Source organism: Streptomyces sp. NPDC015220 (assembly GCF_043079345.1).
Lineage (GTDB): Bacteria > Actinomycetota > Actinomycetes > Streptomycetales > Streptomycetaceae > Streptomyces.
Genome location: NZ_JBIBUK010000002.1, coordinates 776,940 through 799,688, shown reverse-complemented (window position 1 = coordinate 799,688; position 22,749 = coordinate 776,940). Strand labels below are relative to the sequence as shown.

Annotated in this window: 22 protein-coding genes and 3 tRNA genes; 18 read left to right on the top strand and 7 right to left on the bottom strand. The window is 71.5% G+C overall.

The genetic code is table 11. The features are described 5' to 3' along the window. The first annotated feature begins 2 nt into the window (after window positions 1–2). The 8 genes from ACF061_RS08485 (at window position 3) to ACF061_RS08450 (ending at window position 8,365) form a co-directional block, all read left to right on the top strand. On the top strand, window positions 3–677 hold the full coding sequence (locus ACF061_RS08485; protein WP_392266022.1) for a NuoI/complex I 23 kDa subunit family protein: 675 nt from the start codon (window positions 3–5) through the stop codon (window positions 675–677). Further along, window positions 674–1,294 carry an NADH-quinone oxidoreductase subunit J gene (locus ACF061_RS08480; protein ID WP_392266021.1) on the top strand — a complete coding sequence of 207 codons (621 nt, stop codon included), beginning with the start codon at window positions 674–676 and terminating at the stop codon, window positions 1,292–1,294. Before ACF061_RS08485 ends, ACF061_RS08480 begins: the two co-directional genes overlap by 4 nt. Further along, the gene (gene nuoK, locus ACF061_RS08475; RefSeq protein ID WP_392266020.1) at window positions 1,294–1,695 is read left to right on the top strand and encodes an NADH-quinone oxidoreductase subunit NuoK; all 402 of its coding nucleotides are present in this window, start codon (window positions 1,294–1,296) and stop codon (window positions 1,693–1,695) included. Before ACF061_RS08480 ends, nuoK begins: the two co-directional genes overlap by 1 nt. Continuing rightward, on the top strand, window positions 1,692–3,686 hold the full coding sequence (locus ACF061_RS08470) for an NADH-quinone oxidoreductase subunit L (protein ID WP_392266019.1): 1,995 nt from the start codon (window positions 1,692–1,694) through the stop codon (window positions 3,684–3,686). The genes nuoK and ACF061_RS08470 overlap by 4 nt, the downstream gene beginning before the upstream one ends. 6 nt (window positions 3,687–3,692) lie before the next feature. Next, entirely contained in the window at window positions 3,693–5,321 is a 1,629-nt protein-coding gene (locus tag ACF061_RS08465; protein ID WP_392266018.1) for a NuoM family protein, read from the top strand. After that, on the top strand, window positions 5,318–6,841 hold the full coding sequence (locus tag ACF061_RS08460) for an NADH-quinone oxidoreductase subunit N (protein WP_392266017.1): 1,524 nt from the start codon (window positions 5,318–5,320) through the stop codon (window positions 6,839–6,841). Before ACF061_RS08465 ends, ACF061_RS08460 begins: the two co-directional genes overlap by 4 nt. A gap of 271 nt (window positions 6,842–7,112) precedes the next feature. Then, a complete protein-coding gene (gene htpX / locus ACF061_RS08455; RefSeq protein WP_392266016.1) occupies window positions 7,113–7,976 on the top strand; it encodes a zinc metalloprotease HtpX in 864 nt (287 codons plus the stop codon). Then, on the top strand, window positions 7,973–8,365 hold the full coding sequence (locus tag ACF061_RS08450; RefSeq protein WP_392266015.1) for a YccF domain-containing protein: 393 nt from the start codon (window positions 7,973–7,975) through the stop codon (window positions 8,363–8,365). Before htpX ends, ACF061_RS08450 begins: the two co-directional genes overlap by 4 nt. Before the next feature lie 41 nt (window positions 8,366–8,406). Here ACF061_RS08450 and ACF061_RS08445 read toward each other — a convergent pair whose 3' ends face one another. Continuing rightward, window positions 8,407–9,669 carry an APC family permease gene (locus ACF061_RS08445; protein ID WP_392266014.1) on the bottom strand — a complete coding sequence of 421 codons (1,263 nt, stop codon included), beginning with the start codon at window positions 9,667–9,669 and terminating at the stop codon, window positions 8,407–8,409. A 133-nt stretch (window positions 9,670–9,802) separates the two neighbouring features. Here ACF061_RS08445 and ACF061_RS08440 point away from each other — a divergent pair, with 133 nt between their 5' ends. Next, window positions 9,803–10,069, top strand: a complete 267-nt coding sequence (locus ACF061_RS08440; RefSeq protein ID WP_392266013.1) for a GlsB/YeaQ/YmgE family stress response membrane protein — start codon at window positions 9,803–9,805, stop codon at window positions 10,067–10,069. Between the two features lie 89 nt (window positions 10,070–10,158). Here ACF061_RS08440 and ACF061_RS08435 read toward each other — a convergent pair whose 3' ends face one another. Beyond that, window positions 10,159–10,647, bottom strand: a complete 489-nt coding sequence (locus tag ACF061_RS08435; RefSeq protein WP_392266012.1) for a YajQ family cyclic di-GMP-binding protein — start codon at window positions 10,645–10,647, stop codon at window positions 10,159–10,161. A gap of 456 nt (window positions 10,648–11,103) precedes the next feature. Between ACF061_RS08435 and ACF061_RS08430 the strand changes: the two genes are divergently transcribed. Then, window positions 11,104–11,185, top strand: a tRNA-Tyr gene (locus tag ACF061_RS08430). A 339-nt stretch (window positions 11,186–11,524) separates the two neighbouring features. After that, complete coding sequence (locus ACF061_RS08425; protein WP_392266011.1) at window positions 11,525–13,966, top strand: hypothetical protein; 2,442 nt, start codon at window positions 11,525–11,527, stop codon at window positions 13,964–13,966. Window positions 13,967–14,481: 515 nt separating this feature from the next. Here the strand turns inward: ACF061_RS08425 and ACF061_RS08420 are convergent. The 3 genes from ACF061_RS08420 to ACF061_RS08410 are packed head-to-tail and all read right to left on the bottom strand — an operon-like array spanning window position 14,482 to window position 16,518. Then, window positions 14,482–15,255: a hypothetical protein gene (locus ACF061_RS08420; protein WP_392266010.1), complete on the bottom strand. Its 774-nt coding sequence runs from the start codon at window positions 15,253–15,255 to the stop codon at window positions 14,482–14,484. Beyond that, entirely contained in the window at window positions 15,252–15,809 is a 558-nt protein-coding gene (locus tag ACF061_RS08415) for a SigE family RNA polymerase sigma factor (protein ID WP_392266009.1), read from the bottom strand. Before ACF061_RS08415 ends, ACF061_RS08420 begins: the two co-directional genes overlap by 4 nt. A gap of 31 nt (window positions 15,810–15,840) precedes the next feature. After that, a complete protein-coding gene (locus ACF061_RS08410) occupies window positions 15,841–16,518 on the bottom strand; it encodes a hypothetical protein (RefSeq protein WP_392266008.1) in 678 nt (225 codons plus the stop codon). A gap of 347 nt (window positions 16,519–16,865) precedes the next feature. Between ACF061_RS08410 and ACF061_RS08405 the strand changes: the two genes are divergently transcribed. Continuing rightward, window positions 16,866–17,078, top strand: a complete 213-nt coding sequence (locus ACF061_RS08405; protein ID WP_392266007.1) for a hypothetical protein — start codon at window positions 16,866–16,868, stop codon at window positions 17,076–17,078. 352 nt (window positions 17,079–17,430) lie between these two features. On the opposite strand, the gene ACF061_RS08400 is transcribed toward ACF061_RS08405, so the two are convergent. Then, window positions 17,431–18,087 carry an SDR family oxidoreductase gene (locus ACF061_RS08400; protein WP_392266006.1) on the bottom strand — a complete coding sequence of 219 codons (657 nt, stop codon included), beginning with the start codon at window positions 18,085–18,087 and terminating at the stop codon, window positions 17,431–17,433. Window positions 18,088–18,239: 152 nt separating this feature from the next. Beyond that, window positions 18,240–19,493, bottom strand: coding sequence for an amidohydrolase family protein (locus tag ACF061_RS08395; RefSeq protein ID WP_392266005.1), 1,254 nt, complete (start codon window positions 19,491–19,493; stop codon window positions 18,240–18,242). A gap of 457 nt (window positions 19,494–19,950) precedes the next feature. On the opposite strand from ACF061_RS08395, the gene ACF061_RS08390 reads away from it, so the two are divergent. The 6 genes from ACF061_RS08390 to ACF061_RS08365 all read left to right on the top strand — a co-directional run bounded on the left by ACF061_RS08390 (window position 19,951) and on the right by ACF061_RS08365 (window position 22,742). Beyond that, window positions 19,951–20,023: transfer RNA gene (locus tag ACF061_RS08390), tRNA-Thr, on the top strand. Between the two features lie 46 nt (window positions 20,024–20,069). Then, window positions 20,070–20,142: transfer RNA gene (locus ACF061_RS08385), tRNA-Met, on the top strand. Between the two features lie 89 nt (window positions 20,143–20,231). Beyond that, complete coding sequence (rpmG, locus tag ACF061_RS08380) at window positions 20,232–20,396, top strand: 50S ribosomal protein L33 (protein ID WP_003948671.1); 165 nt, start codon at window positions 20,232–20,234, stop codon at window positions 20,394–20,396. 209 nt (window positions 20,397–20,605) lie between these two features. After that, the gene (locus ACF061_RS08375) at window positions 20,606–21,058 is read left to right on the top strand and encodes a MaoC family dehydratase N-terminal domain-containing protein (RefSeq protein ID WP_392266004.1); all 453 of its coding nucleotides are present in this window, start codon (window positions 20,606–20,608) and stop codon (window positions 21,056–21,058) included. A 7-nt stretch (window positions 21,059–21,065) separates the two neighbouring features. Further along, a complete protein-coding gene (locus ACF061_RS08370; protein WP_392266003.1) occupies window positions 21,066–21,494 on the top strand; it encodes a MaoC family dehydratase in 429 nt (142 codons plus the stop codon). A gap of 192 nt (window positions 21,495–21,686) precedes the next feature. Continuing rightward, window positions 21,687–22,742, top strand: coding sequence for a UDP-N-acetylmuramate dehydrogenase (locus ACF061_RS08365; protein ID WP_392266002.1), 1,056 nt, complete (start codon window positions 21,687–21,689; stop codon window positions 22,740–22,742). The last annotated feature ends 7 nt before the right edge of the window (window positions 22,743–22,749 follow it).

The window sequence follows — 22,749 nt, the reverse complement described above, 5'->3', positions numbered from 1 at the left end:
CCATGGCCGAGCAGTCCCCGCCCTCCCGGCGCCGTTCCCTCCCGGCCACCCGGTCCGGCATCCCCGGCTCCGGCCTCGCCAAGGGTCTGGCCGTCACCCTGCGCACGATGACGAGGAAGACCGTCACCGAGCAGTACCCGGACACCCTGCCCGACCTGCCGCCCCGCACCCGTGGCGTGATCGGCCTGTTCGAGGAGAACTGCACGGTCTGCATGCTGTGCGCCCGCGAGTGCCCCGACTGGTGCATCTACATCGACTCCCACAAGGAGACGGTGCCCGCGGCGACCCCCGGCGGCAGGGAACGCAGCCGCAACGTCCTCGACCGCTTCGCCATCGACTTCTCCCTGTGCATGTACTGCGGTATCTGCATCGAGGTCTGTCCGTTCGACGCGCTGTTCTGGTCCCCGGAGTTCGAGTACGCCGAGACCGACATCCGCGACCTCACCCACGAGCGCGACAAGCTCCGCGAGTGGATGTGGACCGTGCCGGCCCCGCCCGCCCTGGACCCGGGCGCGGAGGAACCGAAGGAGATCGCCGCGGCCCGCAAGACCGCCGAGAAGCTGGCCGCCCAGCAGCAGGCCGCCCAGGCCGGGCCCGCCGAGCCGTCCACCGGGCCCGCCGAACCGCCCGCCGGGACCACCGCCCCGTCCGCCGAACCGCGGGAAGGAGAATCGTGACCCTCGCAGCCGCGCACCCCGGCTTCCTCTCCCCGTCCGGCGTCGAGATCGCCTTCCTCCTGGTCGGCCTGGCCACCTTCGGCGCCGCACTCGTCACCGTCACCACCAGGCAACTGGTGCACGCCGCCCTCTGGCTGGTGGTCGCCCTCGGCGGCCTCGCCGTCGAGTACCTCCTGCTCACCGCCGAGTTCATCGCCTGGGTGCAGGTCCTCATCTACGTCGGTTCCGTCGTCGTCCTCCTCCTGTTCGGACTCATGCTCACCAAGGCCCCCATCGGCCACTCCCCGGACGCCGACTCCGGCAACCGCTGGGCCGCCCTCGCCGTGGCCGTCGCTGCCGCCGCCGCCCTGGTCTGGGTGGTCGTCGACGCCTTCCGCACCACCTGGATCGACCTGGACGGCGCCGCCGCCGGCACGACGAAGGTCACCGGCGAGAGCCTGTTCCGGAACTGGGTCCTGCCCTTCGAGGCGCTCTCCGTCCTCCTCCTCGCCGCACTGGTCGGCGCGATCGTCCTGTCCCGCAAGGCCAGGGCGGAGGCCGCCGCACAGGTGCCGGAGCCCGCCCCCGAGGCCCCCGGAGCCCGTGGCGGCCGGGCCGCCGAGGAAGGCGCCCGCTGATGCATCTCGCCTATCCCGCCGTACTCTCCGCCCTCCTCTTCTCAACCGGCCTGTACGGCGTCCTCGCCCGCCGCAACGCGATCCTGGTCCTGATGTCCGTCGAGCTGATGCTCAACGCGGTCAACCTCAACCTGGTCGCCTTCGACGTCTGGCTCAGCAAGGCCGCCCGCGAGACCCTGCACTCCGGTCAGGCCCTGACCCTGTTCACCATCGCCATCGCCGCCGCCGAGATCGGCATCGGCCTGGCGATCGTCCTCTCCGTGTACCGCAACCGCGGCACCTCGGACATCGACCGGCTCCGCGACGCCGCCGAGGGCCCCGACGACGACACCGACCCCGGCCACGACAGCGACGCCGCCGCGACCGCCCCGGCCGCCGAGAAGGCTGAGGCCACCGCGTGACCACGACCACCCTCGCCGTTCTCGTCCCCCTCCTTCCCTTCCTCGGCGCCGCGGCCGGCCTGCTGCTCGGCCGCACGGCCCCCGGCTTCGTCCGTCCGCTCGCGGTCCTGCCGACCCTGGCCTCGCTCGTCCTGGCCGTGCTGGTCGCGGCCGGCCAGGGCGGCGGCCCGGCGATCGACGCCGCCACCGAACTCACGCCCACCGGCTCGGTCCCCATCGAGCTCGCCCTGCACATCGACGGCTTCGCCGCGCTCGTCGCCGTCCTGGTCGGCACCGTCGCCGGCTGCGTGCAGATCTACTCGACGGGCTATCTGCGCGACGACCCGCGCTACCCCTCCTACGCCGCTCTCGTCTCCTTGTTCACCTCCGCGATGTTCCTCGTCGTCTACTCCGGCGACCTGATGGTGCTGCTGGTCGGCTGGGAGGTCATGGGCATCTGCTCCTACTTCCTGGTCGGCCACTACTGGGAGACCCCCGAGGCCCGCGCCGCCTCCATCAAGGCCTTCCTGGTCACCAAGCTCGGCGACGTCCCCTTCCTCATCGGCCTGTTCGCGCTCGCCGCCGACGCCGGCTCCTTCCGCATCACCACGATCCTCGGCACCGTCGCCGACGGCGGCCTGCACCACCCGACCGTGACCGCCCTGCTGCTCCTGGCGGGCGTGGCGGGCAAGTCCGCGCAGTTCCCGCTGCACACCTGGCTGCCCGACGCGATGGCCGGCCCGACGCCCGTCTCCGCGCTGATCCACGCCGCGACGATGGTCGCCGCCGGTGTCTACTTCGTCGCCCGGCTCCTCCCCGTCTTCCAGTCCTCCTCCGCCGCGATGGTGGTCCTCGCCGTCATGGCGGCCGTCACGATGGCCGGCAGCGCGCTCGCCGCGCTCGCCCAGGACGACATCAAACGCGTCCTCGCCTACTCGACGATCGGCCAGCTCGGCTACATGACCGGTGCGCTCGCCGTCGGCGACCGCGGCGCCGCCGTCTTCCACCTCCTGTCCCACGGCGCCTTCAAGGCACTGCTGTTCCTCGCGGCCGGCGTGGTCATCCACGCCGCCGGCACCAACTCACTGGCCGCCATGTCCCGCATGGGCGGCCTGCGCGACCGCGTACCGGACGCCTACTGGACGATGACCGTCGCGCTCCTCGCACTGGCCGCGATCCCTCCCTTCAGCGGCTTCTTCTCCAAGGAGTCCGTCCTCGGTGCGGCCGAGCACGTCGCCACCGGACACACCGGCCACGCGCCCGGCGCGGCCGGCTGGATCGTGCTCGTCGCCGGTCTCGTCACCGCCGTGCTCACCGCCGCCTACGCCATGCGCCTGTGGCTGCTGGCCTTCCGCGGCCGGGGCGCCGAGGCCCCCGGCCACGGCAAGCAGCCCCTGGTCATGAACGCCGTGCTCTGGGTGCTCGCCGTGCCCTCCCTCGCCTTCGGCGGACTCGCGTTCCGCGTGCTGCCCGACTGGTTCCACAACGGCTCCCTCGCCCCCACGACGACCACCTCCGTGCTGGGCACGGGCCTGGCCGTGGCCGGCGGCATCGTCGCCTACGGCGCCTGGCGGCACACCGGCGCACTGGCGGCCCGCGTCCCGCTGGGCGCGGTCGCGGCCCACCCCGAGGCCGACGCCGGTCTCGTCGAGGCCGAGGCCATCGCCAGCCACCGGCCCGCCTACGGCGACATCGCCTACGCGCCCGACCCCGCGGACCCCGGACGGCTGCTGCTCGGCCCGCTGCACCGGCACGCCGCCGCGGGCTTCCACCTGGACGCCGGGTACGCGGCCCTCTTCGTCCGTCCGGTCCTGGCCGCGGCCGACCTCGTCCGGTTCCTCGACCGCGAGGTCGTCGAGACCTACGTACGCGGTGCGGGGGCCCTACCCCGGCTGCTCGGAGCCGCCGTACGGCGCGCCCAGACCGGCAATGTGCAGACCTATGTGAGCGCGCTGCTCGCCGGCACCGTCGTCCTGACGGTCGCCGTCGTCCTCGTCGCCACGGGAGCGTGAGCGAGCGTGATCGGTATCAGCGAGTCCGTGATGCGGTTCCTTCTCGCATTCGTCGTCGTCGGCCCGCTCCTCGGGGCGCTCGCCGCTCTCCTGCCCGCCCCGCCCGGGCTGAAGGGGAAGTCGCCCGAGCAGGCCGTACTCCGGCACGGCGTGACCGTCACCGGCGCCGTCCTCCTCGCCGCGATCGTCCTCGCGGCCGGCTTCGACCACGGCCACCCGTCGAAGATGCAGGCCACGACCGACATCAGCTGGATCCCCGCACTCCACGTGCGCATCCACCTCGGCATCGACGGCATCTCCCTCCCCCTCGTCGTCCTGACCGCGCTGCTGACCTTCCTCTGCGCGCTGTACTCCTACTTCAAGCCGCCCGCGGGGCCCACACCGAAGGCCTTCGTCGCGCTGCTGCTGCTCCTGGAGTCCGGCACCCTCGCGACCTTCGCCGTCCTCGACCTGCTGCTGTTCTTCCTCGCCTTCGAGACGGTGCTCGTCCCGATGTACTTCCTCATCGCCCGCTGGGGCGGCGAGGGGCGGCGGGCCGCCGCCTGGCGGTTCATCCTCTACACCCTCCTCGGCTCGGTCGTCATGCTGCTCGGCCTGCTCCTGATCGGACTCAAGGCCGGCACCTTCGACATGGTGGCACTCGCCACTGACAACGGCCGCTCACTGACCGCGTCCGTGCAGGTCGTCGCCGTTCTGGCGATCGCGGTCGGGCTCGCCGTCAAGACGCCGATGTGGCCCCTGCACAGCTGGCTGCCGGACGCCCACACCGCCGCCCCGACCGTCGGCTCCGTCCTGCTGGCCGGCGTCCTGCTGAAGATGGGCACGTACGGGTTCGTCCGGATCCTGCTGCCCATCGCGCCGCACGGCTTCCACACCTTCGCGCCCTACCTCGCCGCCCTCGCCGTCACCGGGATCATCTACGGGTCGCTCGCCTGCCTGGCCCTGGCCAAGCAGGGCGCGAAGGGCGATCTGAAGCGGCTCATCGCCTACTCCTCCGTCGGCCACATGGGCTTCGTCCTGCTGGGCATCGCGACCATGACCCCGACCGGCGTCAACGGCGCCCTGTTCGCCAACATCGCCCACGGCCTCATCACCGGCCTGCTCTTCTTCCTGGTCGGCGCGATCAAGGACCGCACCGGCACCACCGACCTGGACGCCCTGGCCCTCCCCGCGTCCGGCCACCGCCGGCCGGCGAGCGACTCCGCCGCGCCGGGCGAAGTCCGGACGGGCGCCGCGCTCTACGGCAGAGCCCCCCGCCTGGGCGGCCTGCTCGCCTTCGCCGCCGTCGCCTCGCTCGGCCTGCCCGGCCTGGCCGGGTTCTGGGGCGAGATGCTCGCCCTGTTCGGCTCCTTCCGGCCCGCCGCCGGCCTCAGCCGGCCCGCCTTCCTCGCCTTCATGGCGATCGGCGCGTTCGGCACCCTGCTGACGGCCGCGTACATGCTCGCGGTGGTCCGCCGCGTCTGCATGGGCGCCGGACCGCGGGAGACCCCGGAACTCGCCGACGTGCACGGCTTCGAGTTCGCGGCCTGGACCCCGCTCGTCGCCCTCACCGTCCTCGCCGGACTCTGGCCGAAGGCCCTGCTCGGGCTCACCGACCCGGCCGTCCAGCAGCTCCTCGCAGGAGGCACCCGATGAGCGCCCTGGCCCAGTCGCCGGCCGTGTCGGCGGTCCAGTCCGTCGACTGGCTCGCCATCGCGCCCCCCACCCTCACCGCGGTGATCGCCCTCGCGGTGCTCGTCGCCGACCTCTTCCTGCCCAGGACCCGCAAACCCCTTCTCGGCTGGGTCTCGGTGGCGGGCCTCGCCGCCTCGGCGCTGCTGCTGCTCCCCCTCCTGGACGGCGACCGCAGCACCTTCTGCCTCGCCGGGCGGCCGGGCGTCTGCAGCTACACCGCCGACCACTTCGCCCTCGTCATCCAGTTCCTGGTCCTCGGCGGAGCTCTCCTGACCGCCCTGCTGTCGGTCACCGCGCTCAAGGACGCCCGCGGCGGACTCCCCGAAGGGGAGTACTGGTTCCTGTTGCTGTCCTCCGCCGCCGGCGCCGCCCTGCTGCCCGCCGCCCGCGACCTGGCGACCTTGATCGTCGCCCTGGAGGTCGCCTCCCTGCCCGCCTTCGCCCTCGTCGGCCTCCGGCACGGCGACCGCAGGTCCTCCGACGCCGCGCTGAAGTTCTTCCTGTCGTCGGTCACCGCCACCGCCGTCAGCCTCATGGGCATCAGCTTCGTCTACGCCACCACCGGCACCCTCTACCTCACCCAGGTCGCCGACCGCGTCCAGCACGTCGACGGGCAGTTCCACACCCTCGCCCAGACCGGAGTCGTCCTCACCCTCGTCGGCTTCGCCTTCAAGACGGCCGCCGTCCCCTTCCACTTCTGGGTGCCCGACACCTATGTGGGCGCGCCCCTGCCGATCGCCGCCTACCTGTCGGTCGTCGGCAAGGCGGTCGGCTTCACCGGCCTGATCCTCGTCACCGTCGTCGCCCTCCCCTCCTACGCCGACGTCTGGGGCCCGGCGCTCGCCGCGCTCGCCGCCCTCACCATGACCGTCGGCAACGTCGGCGCCCTGCGCCAGCAGGCCACGCGCGCGTACAGCGCGGTCCGGCTGCTCGCCTGGTCATCCGTCGGCCAGGCCGGCTACCTCCTGGTGCCGATCGCCGCCGCCGGCTACTCCGGGGACGCCCAGAAGTCGATCGGCTCCACGGTCGCGTACGCCCTCATGTACGCCGCCGTCAACCTCGGCGCCTTCGCCGTGGCCGCCCTCGTCGGCCGTACCCGAACCCGCAACCGCGTCACCGACTACCGCGGTTTGTACGCCACGAACCCGCTGACCGCCCTCCTGCTGGCCTTCTTCCTGCTCTGCCTGGCCGGGCTCCCCCCGGGCGTCATCGGCCTGTTCGCCAAGGTCACCGTCTTCTCCGCGGCCGTCGACGCCGGACTCGGCTGGCTCGCCGTCGTCATGGCCGTCAACGTCGTCATCGCGCTGTTCTACTACCTCCAGTGGACGGCACTGCTCTTCCGCGCCCCCGAGGGGGAACCCGTCCGGCACCGTGTTCCGGCCCCCCTCACCGCCGCGATCACCCTGGCCGGCGTCATCGGCGTCGCCCTCTCCGGCGCACCCCAGCTGGTGCTGCGCTTCGCGGGCAGCGGCCTGTTCTGACCCGGCCGGCGCCGGCCCGGCACACCGCCAGGCTTTCGGCGCGCCCGCGCGGGGCACCCGATCCACACGCGCGTGCCGCCCGGTTTCGGTGCCCCGCTCACCCGGACGGCCCGCGCGCCGTCGCGCACGCCGGGGAACCCGGGGCCCTCGCCTGGCGTTGACCAGTACGGAAGGGTCCACTGGACGTGACACCGGAACACGTCACGACACCAGTGGCACCGAACAGCAGCAAGCGAAGGGTTCCCCTGCCGCACCATTTGGAGGGCGTACCGTGCACCGCCGGCACAACGGGCTCAGGACCGCAGTACTCCTCGGGGGACTGTCCGCACTCATCATCGTCATCGGCAGTCTCTTCGGCCGCACCGGCCTGATCGTGGCGGTGCTCATCGCCATCGGCACCAACGCCTACGCGTACTGGAACAGCGACAAACTGGCCCTGCGCGCCATGCGCGCCCGACCGGTCAGCGAGTTCGAGGCCCCGGCCCTGTACCGCATGGTCCGCGACCTCTCCACCCAGGCGCGCCAGCCCATGCCCCGCCTCTACATCTCCCCGACCGAGGCGCCGAACGCCTTCGCGACCGGCCGCAACCCGCGCAACGCCGCCGTGTGCTGCACGGAGGGCATTCTGCGCATCCTGGACGAGCGGGAGCTGCGCGGCGTCATCGGCCACGAGCTCAGTCACGTCTACAACCGCGACATCCTGATCTCGTCCGTCGCCGGCGCCCTGGCCTCCGTGATCATGTTTCTGGTCAACTTCGCCTGGCTGATCCCGGTCGGCCGCTCGGACGACGACGACGGCCCCGGCCTGCTCGGGATGCTCCTCATCATGATCCTGGGACCGCTCGCGGCCACCCTCATCCAACTGGCCATCAGCCGCTCCCGGGAGTACGAGGCCGACGCCTCCGGAGCTCGCATCACCGGCGACCCGCTCGCCCTCGCCAGCGCGCTGCGCAAGCTCGAAGCGGGCACCCAGCAGCTTCCGCTGCCCCCCGAGCCGCGCATCGAGACCGCGAGCCACATGATGATCGCCAACCCCTTCCGCCCGGGCCAGGGACTGTCGAAGATGTTCTCCACCCACCCGCCCATGGCGGAGCGCATCGCCCGACTCGAGCAAATGGCAGGTCGCCACCGATGAAGACAATCCTCAACGTCATCTGGCTCGTCCTCAGCGGCTTCTGGCTGTTCCTCGGCTACCTCCTCGCAGGCGTACTCCTGTGCGTCACGATCATCGGCATCCCCTTCGGCATCGCCGCCTTCCGCATCGGCGTCTACGCCCTGTGGCCCTTCGGGTACACCACCGTCGAACGCCGGGACGCGGGCGCGCCCTCCTGCATGGGCAACGTCCTGTGGCTGGTCCTGGCCGGCTGGTGGCTGGCGATCGCCCACGTCGTCACGGGCTTCATGCTCTGCGTCACGATCATCGGCATCCCGTTCGGCATCGCCAACTTCAAGCTGATCCCGGTCTCGCTGCTCCCGCTGGGCCGTGAGATCGTGCGCACGGACCAGCCGTTCGCGACCCGCTGACCCGTGGGGGAGGGCGGCCCGGGGCCGTTTTCGAGGCCGTGCTACCGCGCCGCCGCCCACCGCTGTACGCCGTACACGGCCATCCCCGCCGCCAGCACCCCCGCGCCCACGGCCACCGACACCCAGGGCAGCGCGAACGCCAGCGTTCCGCACCCGACCAGTCCCACCACCGGCACCACCCGCCGGGCCGGGGCGGGGTCGAGGGTCCAGGCGGAGGCGTTGGCGACCGCGTAGTACGCCAGCACGCCGAAGGACGAGAAGCCGATCGCCCCCCGCACGTCCACCGTGGCGGCCAGGACGGCGACCACCGCGCCCACGGCGAGCTCCGCCCGGTGCGGTACCCGGAAGCGGGGGTGCACAGCGGCCAGCGCGGCCGGCAGATGCCGGTCCCGGGCCATGGCCAGCGTGGTCCGCGAGACGCCAAGGACCAGCGCCAGCAGCGACCCCAGCGCGGCCACCGCGGCGCCGGCCCGCACCACCGGCACCAGGCCCGGCGCCCCCGCCGCCCGCACCGCATCGGCCAGCGGCGCGCTCGCGCGGGCGAGGCCGTCCGGCCCCAGCACCGCCAGCAGGGCCACCGTGACCAGCGCGTACACCACCAGAGCGATGCCCAGGGCGAGCCGGACGGCGCGGGGAATGGTGCGCTCCGGATCCCGCACCTCCTCGCCGAGGGTCGCGATCCGCGCGTACCCGGCGAACGCGAAGAACAGCAGCCCGGCCGCCTGCAGCACGCCACCCGCCCCGCCGGGACCGCCGGGCGCCAGCCGTCCCGGGTCGGCGGCGCCGGAGCTCAGGCACCCCACGACCGCGGCGGTCAGGGCCACCAGCACCACCGCGACGATCGCCCGCGTCAGCCGGGCGGACTTCTGGATGCCGCCGTAGTTCACCGCCGTCAGCGCCACCACGGCCGCCACCGCCGCCGCGTGCGCCCGCTCCGGCAGGACGTACGCGCCGACGGTGAGCGCCATCGCCGCACAGGAGGCCGTCTTCCCGGCCACGAACGCCCAGCCGGCGACATAGCCCCAGAACTCGCCCAGCCGCTCGCGCCCGTACACGTAGGTGCCGCCCGAGGCCGGGTACCGGGCGGCCAGCCGTGCCGACGAGACGGCGTTGCAGTAGGCCACCACGGCGGCGACCGCCAGCCCGGGCAGCAACCCGGAGCCCGCCGCGCGCGCCGCCGGCCCCGGCGCGGCGAAGATCCCGGCCCCGATCATCGCGCCGAGGCCGACGACCACGGCGTCCCCGACGCCCAGGGTGCGCCGCAGCCCGGGAGCGGACGAGGACGAGGCGGTGGAGCGTGTCATGGCCCGGACCCTACTGATCGGTGCAACCGTGGGGTGGGGCCGTGGCGTCCTTCTCGGCAACACGGCACGAACACGCGTGGGGCAGGCACGACGACGCGAGCATCAACGGCCCCGGAAAGGAAAGGGTCAGGGCATGGGCATCATCAGCTGGATCTTCCTGGGGCTGGTGGCCGGAGCCATCGCAAAGCTCCTGCTGCCGGGCCGCGACCCGGGCGGCTTCGTCGGCACGACCCTGATCGGCGTCGCGGGCGCCTTCATCGGCGGCTGGATCTCGGCGCGCTGGCTGGACCACCCGATCTCGAAGCACTTCTACGACGGCGCCACCTGGGCCGCGGCGATCGGCGGCTCGCTGGTGCTGCTGATCGCCTACCGGCTCCTGTTCGGCAACTCGCGCGACTAGCCGTACCCGGCCGAGGAACGACAGGGGCGGGCGCCCACCGGGCGCCCGCCCCTCGTCCGTACCGGGCTCATGGGTCGCCCGTACCGGTCCTACCGGTAGTTGACGAACTGCAGCGCGAAGTCGAAGTCCTGGCCCTTCAGCAGGGCGATCACGGTCTGCAGGTCGTCCCGGCTCTTGGAACTGACCCGCAGCTCCTCACCCTGGACCTGCGCCTTGACGCCCTTCGGACCCTCGTCGCGGATGAGCTTCGCCACCTTCTTGGCGTTCTCCTGGGAGATGCCCTCCTGGATCGTCGCGAAGATCTTGTACTCCTTGCCGGAAAGCTGCGGCTCGCCCGCGTCCAGGGCCTTCAGCGAGATGCCGCGCTTGATCAGCTTGGACTGGAAGACGTCGAGGACAGCGTTCACCCGGTCCTCGGAGTTCGCCTCCATGAGGATCTTCTCACCGGACCACGAGATCGAGGCGCCCACGCCCTTGAAGTCGTAGCGCTGCGAGATCTCCTTGGCGGCCTGGTTGAGGGCGTTGTCGACCTCCTGCCGCTCGACCTTCGAGACGATGTCGAAACTGGAGTCGGCCATGTCCTGTGGCTCCTTGTATCGGGGTGTGTCGGGATGCGTGTCAGCTGCGTGCCGGCGGGTGGGGGGAACCGCCGGGCCGGGCCTCGCGGTCCGGGTCCGCATCCGCCCAAGCCTAGTGCCGCCTCAGGCGAGGTTCGCCCCGTCGCGCTGCCCGGCACGCCTCCCCCCGGGCTCGTTGAGCAGGGGGACCCCCACTCGCCGCACCGGTGGGAAGCCCGAGTACGTCCAGTACGAGGACTTCCGGCGGGCACCTGCCCGAGCCTTCGGGCAGGAGGGCCCCAGAGCAGACACCGGTCGCCGCTCCTTGACGGACGAACGTCGCCTGCCGCGGTACCAGCCGTCCCTCACCCCGACGGCGGGGATCAACCGGGTGGCGGAGCACCCCCGCGCATCGGGTATTGTTTACGTCGTTGCCAGGGAGCACCGCCGAAGGGCGGTTCGAACGGCAGCAAACCCGGCGGTGTGCCCGAGCGGCCAAAGGGAGCAGACTGTAAATCTGCCGGCTCAGCCTTCCCAGGTTCGAATCCTGGCGCCGCCACACGGGAACAAAGGGCCCGTGACCAGCGTAGAACGCAGGTCACGGGTCCTTTGGCATGCGCTCACATGATCAGCTCGCCGACTCACGCTGTCTCGCGTTCGTACCGGGCTGTGTGCCGTGGACGGCATCCACGGGGTCATCCGTGCTGGCCCAGTCGCGCGGAGATCTTGGCGTTGGATCGCGAACCCGACTTCCCCCCAGTGCCACTCCGGACGCCACGCCGTTCAGTGGGGCCGCCGTGCCTCGGGACCTGTTCCATGCGCACCAGACGCGAACGGATATCGATATCGGGACGTCTGAATCAGGCGTGCAGATGGCATTCGCAGTATCCTGGATGTCGTGATCCCGACGGAGGTACGGGAGCTTCTGCACTCTGACGAACTGCATCGGTTGCCGCGGTGGGAAACAGCCGGGCAACCTACGGAGGGTTGCGGTCCGAGAAAACCTCCCACGCGTGAGATTCCCTCGGACGATGGAAAGAGGGCGGCCCGCATCATCGGCGAGCAGCTCGAACGTGCAAGAAGTATCCCAGCTGGAGTCGCCTATCTCCTGCTCCTGGTGCTCGAAGCAGTTGAGGAAGCATGGGAGGTCTCATACCTCTTCCATCCGCTCTGGGACACGTTGACGGGGGCACGGGAATGTGTGCGCGGTGATCCGCTTCTAAGCAGAGAAGATCACGCAGCTAGAGCCACCCAGGCCGCACTCGCACTGATCGAGAGCCTCGATTCCCAAATCCGGGCCGAGGACGCCATGGTCAGTGGAGTTCTCGAGGCGCGTGCTGATGCGGCCGATAATGCCAGCAAACACGCCCAAAGGGCGATCGATGCTGTCGACGAGATTCCGGAGACATTCTCGGACGACATACGAACGCATATAGAAGAATATGCCGACTGCTATCAGACATGCTACGCGGCCGTCGCCGAAGCGGCGCGCGGCCTGTCGAATTACTACCGTCACGGGGCGCCTCTGGAAACCGTCATCCATCGACTCCATGCGGCCGAGTGTGACGATGTGATGGACCCTGTCATGGCCAGTGAACTGCGAGCTAATAGGGTGAGCCTGGCCGCGTTGCATGCGCAGAAAGATGCGCGCTGGCTTCATGTAGAGCATGGGGAATTGGTCTACATCTACCCATTCTCTGTGCGATCCGACTGCATGGCGCCGGAGTGTGTAGTAGAAGAGGCGAAAAAGGTCGAGCACTGGGAGATGGTCGGCGTCGAAACGAAGCCGCACACGTCTCTGGACCTCGACGACATCTGGGCGAGCGATGACCCGCTGCAGCGTTGGTACGGCGGCGTCTACCTCGAAACGCCTGACGTTCTGATCAAAAGCGCGGATGGGGCCGCGGTGCTCACCAGACTGAAGTCCGGGATCGTCATATCAAATCTGGGTAACCACTATGTTCGATTCTCGACAGAGCTGGAAGGCGTACCAGCATTCGAACTATTCGCCAAGATGCTGTACGCGGCGCCGGAGTGCGGTGAGCTGTGCGTCATGTTCGAACGGAATGTCAGGCCGCTTCGCTGGCACAGGTTGTGCGACCTCGCGGTCCAGATGGTGATGGACCTGGGCGCCGGTGAGAACTTGGACCTGACAGCCGACACGGCGGACCGAGTCTCGGGCTCCCATCTCCGCATTCCACCCGGAAGCCCATTGATGTGTCGGCGCGGTATGTACCAAGTCGTTGCCAGCATCGGTGCTGCCTCAACTTCGAGCGGACCGGTGAGGGAACGTGACCCACAGGATGTGTTGAGTGTCGGTGAGCTGATCGGCGCCATGGGCACCCAGGTGCTGACCAACCCGGTTCCGTGCCTTGTGGGATCGCCGGCCGAGTGGGCGAGGTATGCCACGCTGAACTCCAGCTCGTCTTACCTGACGGGATCATCCCAGGAGTGGGTTGCGAGGTCCTGCAATACCATATCCCTCTTCACGGTGGGGCTCCCCAATTTTGTAAGGGGTACATGGAGGGCGGTCGCAGAATTAACTGCGTCACTGGAGGGCTTGCTCGAGGGATGGTCCAATGAACTGCTGGAACACCACAAAGCCTCGATGGACCTGAAAGTCCAATGGGCGGATATGCAGCGGCCTGCCGCAAAGGGAAGGCACTTCCTGAGCGACATCCTGCACGGGCGTTTTTTCGGTGTGATCACAGGGAGGAAGGCTGTCACCTCAGCCAGCCTGCGCGAACTCTCGGCGAAATTGGATGCGGAGAGCGTGGATCTCGACACTCTTTCTCTTATTGTTCACGACAAGGCGGCCTTGTTCTCTTCCCGGTGCCTGGTCGCCTCACCGTCAGCGGCAGCTATGCTGCACTGCCTGCTGGAGCTGTCAGATTACTTCAAGAGAGTAGAGCAGTTGTTTGCCGCAATGGCTGGGGTGTCCAACGAAGAGCTGGGGACGACCGTGGACAAGGTGACCCAGCAATACGTGGAGGAAGACAGGAACAGGCAAGCGGCGAAGGTGACCGTGGTGCTGGCGCTACTCGCCGCCCTGGGGGTGGCCGGCGTCGCCCAGATCATGGAAGCCGGTTCGCACTGGTATCAAGTGCATGCGCTATGGCTGGCCTTGTTCGTCGTCGCATTCGGTATCGGGGTCGCGGTCCTTGTACGTGGCTTGTCCGTGTCGAAGGAAGGGGAGTCGCGGTTCCGTGGTTTCTCTCGGGCGTGCGTGAGATCAGTCAGCCGATTCCAGCGGTTGATCGCGGAGGCTTTTTCCGGACGACGGAACGGTGAGTGCCCTGCAACAGAGACGGTCGATCACCGGCAGGAAAGGGGTAGCTGACTGGCCGTCGGGTCGACGCCTCGGAAGGGTCGGGCTGCTGGAACGCCCCGGTCGCCGCGCCCACGGCGATGGTGCTGGGCCGGTGGTTCAACGGCAGGCACCGTCGTTGGAGCGCAGGTCTGGTGGCCGCGGTCTCCGGATCGGCCGTGGCGTTCACCTCGGTCGATCGGCTGCGACCTCATGTGGACCGGCTGCTCGCCGACCCGATGGCCACCGCGGTGGGGCTGGTGGTCGCGGTGGCCGTGTTCACGGTCTGCTCCCGCGCGCGGCGAAGGGCCCGACGTGCCGGCCGGCCCGGTGACCGACTTGGTGCCCGGCGTGCTCCGCGACCGCGCACCCCCCGGCACCGGTGCCGGGGATCCGTCGCCGTACCGCTCGGCCTCGCGGTGTTCCCCTTCGCCGGCATCGGGCTGAGCACCGCGTCCCGCGCCGGGGCCGCGGGAGCGCGCCCACCGGCCGGCCGCTCCCGCGGCGCGACGGTCACCACGGACTGCCTGCGCTCCGGCAAGCCCTGGTCAGCGCCAGTAGGTGTCGTGGCTGAGTCGGTTGTGGTGGGTGTCGTACTGGTCGACCGAGCTGATGGTGTGTCCGTCGGGGATGGGTGCGGCCCAGGCGCGGTAGGTGGTGCCGGGGAGGGTGGCGCTGGTGGCTTTGATGCGGGTGCCGTCGGTGAGGGTGACGATGCCGTAGGCGACGTCGGCTTCGGGGTTGGCGACCATCAGGCGGCTGCCGCTGGTGCCCTTGTCGTGCAGGCCCCACAGTCCCGTGTTCCCGGCGGCCTGGGGGTCGTTGGTGCCGGTGACGGGCTGGCAGTCGGCCCAGGGGCCGCCCTGGTGGTCGATGCGGACGCCGCCGATGTACATGCGCTGGCACAGCAGTGAGGTGCCCGGTGCCGCGGTTCTGTGGGGAGCGGCGGGGGAGACGTAGTCCTTGGGGAGTGTCCGGTGGAACTCCAGCGCCACCGACCAGCGCTGTCCGTCCACCCGGCCCTCGCCGATCACCTGGACACCGACCGTGCTGGGAGCCGGGGTGTGGGTGGGGCTCGCCGCGGGCGTGGGCCGGAGCGTGGGGCCGACGGCGTCGGGCGACGGCTTCAGGAACGGGACCGTCAGGCAGAGGGCGAGGACGCAGGCGGCACCGGCTGTGACGGCCGCGGCGCGGCTGCGTCTCCTGCGGGCGCGCGCGGCGGTCAGGATCTGGTCGACGGGGGCCTGGGACGAGGGATAGGCGTCGCGTGACCGGGTGTAGGCGGCGCGCAGCCAGTCCTCTTGGTCGTGGTCGGGAGTCATCGTGCCTCTGCGGGGCGGCCGGACAGGTGGTTGCGGGCGAGGGACGAACGGCTGCGCAGCTTGGCCAGGGCCCGGGATGCCTGGCTCTTCACCGTGCCGACCGAACAGCCGAGGACGTCCGCCACTTCCTCGACGGACAGGTCCTCGCAGTAGCGCAGCACCACGACCGCCCGCTGTCGCTCGGGCAGGCCGGCGAGCTCGCGGGCCAGGGCGTCGTACACGTCCACGCCCCCGACACCCGCCCCGTCGTCGTGAGCGGGGCGGGTGTCGGGCAGCGACGGGAGAAGGAGGTGGGTGATCCTGCGGCGGCGGTGCCGGCTGCGGTTGGTGTTGACCAGTGCCCGTCGGACGTAGTGTTCGGCGCGCTCCGGCTCCAGTCGCCGCCAGTGCGGGTACACCTTCGCCAGCGTCGTCTGCACCAGGTCCTCCGCCTCGTGGAAGTCGCCGGTGAGCAGGTACGCGGTGTGGGTCAGGGCCCGCCAGCGGGCAGCGACGAACCGGGTGAACTCCGAATCCGGTCCGCTGTCCGCGGCCCTGCGGTCACTTGGCTGCACGGCAGGAGGTGCCCGTCCTTCGTCTGGGTGGTCAGCGCCAGTAGGTGTCGTGGCTGAGTCGGTTGTGGTGGGTGTCGTACTGGTCGACCGAGCTGATGGTGTGTCCGTCGGGGATGGGTGCGGCCCAGGCGCGGTAGGTGGTGCCGGCGAGGGCGGTGGTGGTGGCTTTGATGCGGGTGCCGTCGGTGAGGGTGACGATGCCGTAGGCGACGTCGGCTTCGGGGTTGGCGACCATCAGGCGGCTGCCGCTGGTGCCCTTGTCGTGCAGGCCCCACAGTCCCGTGTTCCCGGCGGCCTGGGGGTCGTTGGTGCCGGTGACGGGCTGGCAGTCGGCCCAGGGGCCGCCCTGGTGGTCGATGCGGACGCCGCCGATGTACATGCGCTGGCACAGCAGTGAGGTGCCCGGGACCGCGGTCCCGTCGGGGCGCGTGGGCAGGACGTAGCCCTTGGGCAGTGTCCGGTGGAACTCCAGCGCCACCGACCAGCGCTGTCCGTCCACCCGGCCCTTGCCGATCACCTGAGTGACCACCTGCGGCACTGGCCGGTGAGCGGTGGCGGAGCGCTTCGCGACGGCGGAGACGGGCGCGGATGCCGGGTGGGCGGTCGAGCCCGGCGTCGCCGCGACCGCGGAGGCTGCGAACGACGTTCCTCCGAGCGCGGCGACCGCGGCGGCCGTCACGGCCGCCTTCCTGGCGAATCCGAGAGCCATGGGGCGTTTCTCCTTCAGAGCTGCCGCCCGGCACCACGCCGGACGGTCGTCGACGGCCGGCGCGCTGGGCCCGCGTGCCCGCCTGCCGCGGCCACCGGGAGTGGTGGCCGCGGCTTAGACGTCCACCCGTAGGTACTCCCGGACACTCACGGCGGGTTGCACGCCGCGCGACATCGGTTCACGGCACCCCGGCTCGCTCCGGAGTTCGCGGCGCTCCGGCTCGTTCGAACGGGAGGCCGACCCGTCACGCCGGGCCGCGGAGGTCAGCGCACGCCGGAGGGAGCACCGGCATGGTGGACGAGTTCCGCCGACGGACCGTTGTCGGTGCCCCGGTGCACACTTGGCCCATGTCCTCGCGTCGCAGATCCTGTCCCGTGTGCCGTCGGGAGATCGCCGTCGTAGCCGGGCGGTTCGCACGCCACGACCCGCCCGGCGCACGGGGGAACGGCGAGCTGACATCCTGTCCCGGCTCCCGCCGGACGGCACAACTCGGTGCCGAACAGCCCTCGTTGGACGGGTATGTCGTTCCCGAGTTCCCCGGGCAGCTCCCACTGTTCTAGGCGAGCGCGGTTCTGACCGGTCGGGGTCCTGACCGGTCGGGGTCCTGACCGGTCGGGGTCCTGGACGGTCGCGGTCCTGGGCGGTCGCGGTCCTGGGCGGTCGCGGTTCCCGGAGCGCATGACCTGGATCTGTCCTGGGCGTGCGCGGTTCCCGGAGCGTGGATCCCGGACCGCCCGCCCGGACGTTCGACCGGTCCGCGTCGGGCGTGGATCGTCGGACGTGGATCGTCGGGCGTGGGGCGGCGGGGGAGGGCCGGGCGTCCCGCTCGTCGGTGGAGAGGTGCGGGTGCGTCCGGGGCGGCGGCGTTTCCCGTTCCACCGCCCCGGACGTCGTCGCCGCCCCCGGCCCGCCTCAGTTCCCCGCGACCGACTTCACCGCCACCGACACCGGGGTCGAGCCGGCGATGAGCTCCAGCGTCAGGCCGGCCGTCGCCGGGGTGTCCACCAACTCGGCGAGGACGGTGGCCACGTCGTCGCGGGTGACCGAGCCGCGGCCGGTGTGCGCCTCCAGCCGGACCTGCCCGGTGCCGGGCTCGTCGGTGAGGGAACCGGGCCGCAGAACCGTCCAGTCCAGGGCCTCCTGGCGGCGCACGTGGTCGTCCGCCTCGCCCTTCGCCCTCAGGTACACGTCGAAGACCTCGTCGCCCTCGTGCCGCGCGTCCGCACCCATCGACGACACCACCACGTGCCGCCGTACGCCCGCCCGGACCGCCGCGTCCGCGAAGAGCACCGCCGCGCCCTTGTCCACCGTGTCCTTGCGGGCCGCCCCGCTGCCCGGCCCGGCGCCCGCCGCGAACACCGCCGCGTCCGCGCCCCGCAGCCGCTCCGCCACCTCCTCGACCGAGGCGGACTCCAGGTCCAGCACGATCGGTTCGGCGCCGGCAGCGCGCAGGTCGTCGCCCTGCTCGGCACGGCGGATGATCCCCGCCACCTCGTCCCCGCGCGCGGCGAGCAACCGCTCCAGCCGCAGCGCGATCTGACCATGACCCCCAGCGATGACAATGCGCATGTTTCCGACCGTACGCCCGGACGGCCCCATCCGCCGCACGACTTCGGCGACACCCCGGACGTGCGCCCGTCGGCGCTCTCACCCGCCTCCCGCACCGCCCCGGACGCACGCTCCCGAACCCCGCGCGCCCCGCCCTCCCGGCGGCCGGCCCGTCAGGACAGCTCCCCGCGCCCCTGCCGCGGCAGGCCCAGCTCCACCGCGGCCGCCGAGTCGCAGAACTCCCGCACCGCGCTGGTCCGCGCCACCACGCGCCCCTGGTGCACCACGATCCGGCTGTACGACAGCGACAGCGCCCCCGCGAGCCGGTCGCCGCGCACCGCGAGGAGTTCGGCGGGGAAGCCGGCCTCCACCCGCACCTCGGGCAGACCGAGGACCGCGCGGGCCGACGCGCTCACCGCGTCGTACGCCTCCTCGGGGCGCAGCCCGTGGCAGGAGGCCAGCAGATAGGCCGCCTCCAGCGGGTCCCCGCGCCCCACCGGGTTCGACACGTCCCGCAGCGCGCCGCTGCCGGCGGCCACCCGCACCCCGGCCGCCCGCAGCAGCCGCACCGGCGCCGGCCAGGGGCCCTCGGCGCCCCCGCAGCCGCCCTGCGGCAGGCACACCACCGTCACCCCGGCCGCGGCGAGCTGGTCCGCGGCCCGCGCGGCCGCCTCGGCGGGCAGCCGGGCCAGGCCGCCGCACGGGCCCAGCGTCACCCCGGGGCGCAGCCCGCCCGCCATCGCCGCGATCCGCGCCAGACGGGCCGGATCGGCGCCGTCGGTGTGCAGGTCCACGGGGCAGCCGTGCTCGGAGGCGACCTCCAGGACGGCCTCGACGTAGCCGGTGGGGTCGGGATCCACGTCCGGGCAGCCGCCCACCACGCCCGCGCCCATCTTCAGCGCGTCCCGCAGCATCGCCAGCCCGTCCGCGCCGGCCGCCCCGGTCAGCACGCGCGGCACCGCCACCGCGGTCAGTTCGGCGAGCCCGCGCAGTGCCCGCCCGGCCCGCAGCGCCGCCGTCAGGGCGCCCAGTCCCTGGACGTCGCCCACGCGCACATGCGCGCGCAGCGCGGTCGCCCCGTGGCCGAGCTGGAGCAGGGCGGCCTCGGTCGCCCGGCGCTGGACGTCCTCCGCCTCGTACGAGACCGGTCCGCCGCCGTCCGCCGTCAGGGCGGTGTCGGCGTGGGCGTGGGGCTCGGCGGGGGCCGGCAGGAGCAGGTAGCCGGTGAGATCCACACGTGCCCCTCGGGTCGTGTCCAGGCTGCCGGCCGTGCCGACCGCCTCGATGCGCCCGTCGGACAGGCGTACGTCCACGGTCCGCCCGTCGGTCAGCCGGGCCCCGCACAGCAGCAGGCCGTCCGGGGCCGACGGCCCCGCCGGTTCCGGCGCGGAGGACGAGGGGGGCGGCTGCGGCTTACCGGGGGGCATCGCACTCCAGCTACGGCGGACGACGAAGGATCGACGGGGGATGACGGCGGACGACGGGGGAGACGGGGAGGAGCCGGGGAATCGACGACGGAGACGAGACGGGCGGAGAGACGGGACGACGGACGACGCGGAACCCGCGCGACGCGGTACACGGTGGGCGCCGTGCGGAACACGCGCGACGCGGACTGAGGCGGGCGGAGGCGGACGACGGGCGGACGACGGACGACGACACGGGCCGGCGCAAGATCGTGCCGAGTGGGTCGAGCCTAGGGCGGCGGCCCGGCCGGACGGCGGAGGAGCGCAATAGTCGTACCGGTGTGGCCCCGCGATCACCGGGACGCCGGGCGGCCGGGCCGAGCGGACGGGGCCCGGAGCCGAGCCCGCGGGAGCCGGAGCCGAGCGGGCGGGAAACGGATTTGGGCGAACGGCCGCGGACCGTGTAATGTCTTCATCGCTCGCCCCAATAGCTCAGTCGGCAGAGCGTCTCCATGGTAAGGAGAAGGTCAACGGTTCGATTCCGTTTTGGGGCTCTGGTGTGAGAGGTTCCCGTCGCGAGACGGGGGCCGATCTCATCAAAGCGGTGTAGCTCAGTCGGTAGAGCAAGCGGCTCATAATCGCTGTGTCACCGGTTCAAGTCCGGTCACCGCTACTAACAGTAGCCGATTGCGGGGTCGGTCCTTCGATCGGCTACTCTTTCTTGCGTTGAACTAGCCTACCCGTTCGTCAAGGAGCACTCACGTGGCTGCCACCGACGTCCGCCCGAAGATCACGCTGGCCTGCGTGGAGTGCAAGGAGCGGAACTACATCACCAAGAAGAACCGGCGTAACAACCCGGACCGTCTTGAGATGAAGAAGCACTGCCCGCGTTGCAATGCGCACACCGCGCACCGCGAGACGCGATAAATCAGGCTCATACATGAGGCCGCCCCCACACCGGGGGCGGCCTTATGTTGTTTCACCTGCCTCATCGGTTTCCTCGGATCCAGCCGTCTCACACCGGGTTCATCTGTTGATCAGATCAATCTGCTCGGCTCGAGCATCCGCTTCGGGCAGGGACACCCGCTTCACCCGCACACGCACGACCACAGCTGACACCAGGAGGTGCCGGGCCAATGGCGCTCGACCAGTCCTTCGTGGGGCGGTCCTACCCCCCCACCGCCCCCTACGAGGTGGGCCGGGAGAAGATCCGGGAGTTCGCGGAGGCGGTGGGGGACGCCAACCCGGCGTACACGGACCCGGAGGCCGCCAAGGCGCTCGGCCACTCCGACGTGATCGCCCCGCCGACGTTCGTCTTCGCGATCACCTTCAAGGCCGCGGGCCAGGTCGTCCAGGACCCGCAGCTCGGCCTCGACTACAGCCGCGTGGTGCACGGCGACCAGAAGTTCGCCTACGTCCGCCCCGTGCGCGCCGGTGACCGGCTCACCGTCACCTCGACCATCGAGGCGATCAAGTCCCTGGCCGGCAACGACATCCTGGACATCCGCGGCGAGGTGCACGACGAGGCGGGCGAGCACGTCGTGACCGCGTGGACCAAGCTGGTGGCCCGTGCGGCCGAGGAGGCGTGAGGAACCGATGACGGCGAAGATCGCCTACGAGGACGTCGAGGTCGGCACCGAACTGCCGGCCCGGACCTTTCCCGTGACCCGGGCCACCCTGGTCCAGTACGCGGGCGCCTCCGGGGACTTCAACCCCATCCACTGGAACGAGAGGTTCGCCAAGGAGGTCGGGCTGCCGGACGTGATCGCGCACGGCATGTTCACCATGGCCGAGGCGATCCGTGTCGTCACCGACTGGGCGGGCGACCCCGGCGCCGTCGTCGAGTACGGCGTCCGCTTCACCAGGCCGGTCGTCGTCCCCGACGACGACCAGGGCGCCCGGATCGAGGTCGTCGGCAAGGTCGCGGCCAAGCTCGACGACAACACCGTACGGGTCGACCTGACCGCCACGAGCGACGGGCAGAAGGTCCTCGGGATGTCCCGCGCCGTCGTACGGCTGGCCTGACGACCGCGGAGCGGACGAGCCGGCCGCCCGGCGCAGCGGCCGGCACGCGCCCCCGCCCACGCGCGGGAGCACGGCGGCACGCGGGCGCGGCCGGCTCGGCGCGCCCTTCGGGGCCGGTGGGCCGCCGACCCGCCGGCGCGGGCGGGTCGGCGGCGTACGGGGCCGTCGACGGGGTCTCGTAGTCTTGGGCGGGTGCAGGAACTCCACGACGCTCCCCTCGCCCCGCTGACCACCTTCCGGCTGGGCGGCCCCGCGACCCGGCTGATCACCGCGACCACCGACGCCGAGGTGGTCGACGCCGTCCGCGAGGCCGACGCCGCCGGCACTCCGCTGCTCGTCATCGGCGGCGGTTCCAACCTGGTCATCGGTGACAAGGGCTTCGACGGCACCGCCCTGCGCATCGCCACGAGCGGCTTCGAACTCCGTGGTACGACGCTGGAACTGGCCGCGGGCGAGGTGTGGACCGACGCCGTCGCCCGCACCGTGGAGGCCGGACTCGCGGGCATCGAATGCCTGTCCGGCATCCCCGGCTCCGCGGGCGCGACCCCGATCCAGAACGTGGGGGCGTACGGCCAGGACGTCTCCGCCACGATCACCGAGGTCGTCGCCTACGACCGCACGGCCGGTGGGACGGTGACCCTCACCAACGACGAGTGCGCCTTCTCCTACCGGCACAGCCGCTTCAAGGACGCCCCCGAGCGGTACGTCGTCCTGCGCGTCCGTTTCGAGCTGGAGGACGCCCACGGGCTGTCCGCGCCCGTGAAGTACGCCGAGACGGCCCGGGCGCTGGGCGTGGAGGCGGGCGACCGGGTACCGCTCGGCACCGCCCGTGACACCGTGCTGAAGCTGCGGGCCGGCAAGGGCATGGTGCTGGACCCCGAGGACCACGACACCTGGTCGGCCGGGTCCTTCTTCACCAACCCGATCCTCACCGACACCGACTTCGCCGTGTTCCGCACGCGGGTGCGGGAGCGGCTGGGCGAGGGCGTCGAGCCGCCCGCCTACCCGGCGGGGGAGGGACACACGAAGACCTCGGCGGCCTGGCTGATCGACAGGGCCGGCTTCACCAAGGGCTACGGCACCGGACCCGCCCGCATCTCCACCAAGCACACGCTCGCCCTCACCAACCGCGGCGGCGCCACCACCGAGGACCTGCTGGGCCTGGCCCGCGAGGTGGTCGAGGGAGTCCGCGACGCCTTCGGGATCACCCTGCGGAACGAACCGGTCACGGTGGGCGTGACCCTCTGACCGCGCG